Annotated in this window: 1 pseudogene; it reads right to left on the bottom strand. The window is 58.4% G+C overall.

Annotation, left to right across the window (positions count from 1 at the left end):
* A pseudogene (locus tag ACF8RA_RS04070) lies at nucleotides 1-1,113 on the bottom strand (hypothetical protein); the annotation flags it as partial.

Here is a 1,113-nt window from a genome sequence, read left to right as displayed (position 1 = left end):
TCGACTGGCCCATAGCTCTATAGGGTTGTGAAGGTGTTCGGTGGCTTTCGCATGGAGGTAGATGCCTCCAGCTATGATCGCAGCACCTAATAGGACCACTGCAGCTGCAGCCCACCCTGCAAAAGGGATAAATGTTGTGGCACCTGCAATAGCTAATCCACCTTCTAATACCAAGGCGGAGCCTATTGCGACCGCGCCCCCGCCATAGAAAGTTAAATCAGAAGCGGCAGTATTACCGTGCATCTTCTGCCTTTGGGATTTTTTATAGTCAGAGGCGAATCCTAGGAAAATAGCCGGGTAGCCGGACAACCTTGCGAACAAATTGCTTCCTAGGAGCTTGATTAGACCGTTACCAAAGGCCATGCCCGGCGCTGTGGCACTTAATCTCAGCATGACTGCCTTTTGCGTCGCCCGCACGCTGACCAACGTTGCCGCCGCTGCACCAATCACCCCGAAAACAGATGAAGCGAACCCCATGGTGTATTCAGGTGCATCGCTCTTCTGCAGGCTGTTGTAGGCCGTCTTGAGCGATAAGATGTTGAACCACAGCATCCCCGCGTTTAAACCACCACCACCGCCCGAGGTGAGCAACCCAAGGAAGTTGGGTTTCACGCGCGCAGTGGTGGTCAGCTCGATGGACACCGTGCGGCTACCCGAGATGCGCAACGCTTTCATCTCTTCAACCTGCGCCATACCGCTCTTCAAATACCGCTGCACCTCCTGGCTAAAGGGGTTTTCCGTAATGGCCTGCTCGGTGATGCGATAGCGTGCCGCCAACAACCCCAGCGCTTTCTCGGCATTGGCCTCACGCGCTGCCAACTGCACCTGCCGCCGCAGGCCATGGCTGGCATCCCAGCGGGTCTGCCCGCGCAGGCGCTTGAGCACCACGGTATTGACCGACTGGGCGGTGAGGTCGGTGATGTCGGCCATGGCCGGGAAGCGACCGGCCAGCCCTTCGATCACGTTGTCGCTGGCGCCGAACAAGGCGCCGATGGCGTCGGCTTTGTCCTTGAACGGGTTGAACGGCGCCAAGGCGGTGTAAAGCGGGCTGTCGTGCTGGTCCAGCCATTGCTCCAGGCGTTTGAAGCGCCGGTCATGCTCTTCGGTGCCGGG

Source organism: Pseudomonas sp. FYR_5 (genome assembly GCF_043106315.1).
Taxonomy (GTDB): Bacteria; Pseudomonadota; Gammaproteobacteria; order Pseudomonadales; family Pseudomonadaceae; genus Aquipseudomonas; species Aquipseudomonas putida_Y.
The sequence above is the reverse complement of the archived record's forward strand: the minus strand, read 5'-3'. Positions and strand labels throughout refer to the sequence as shown.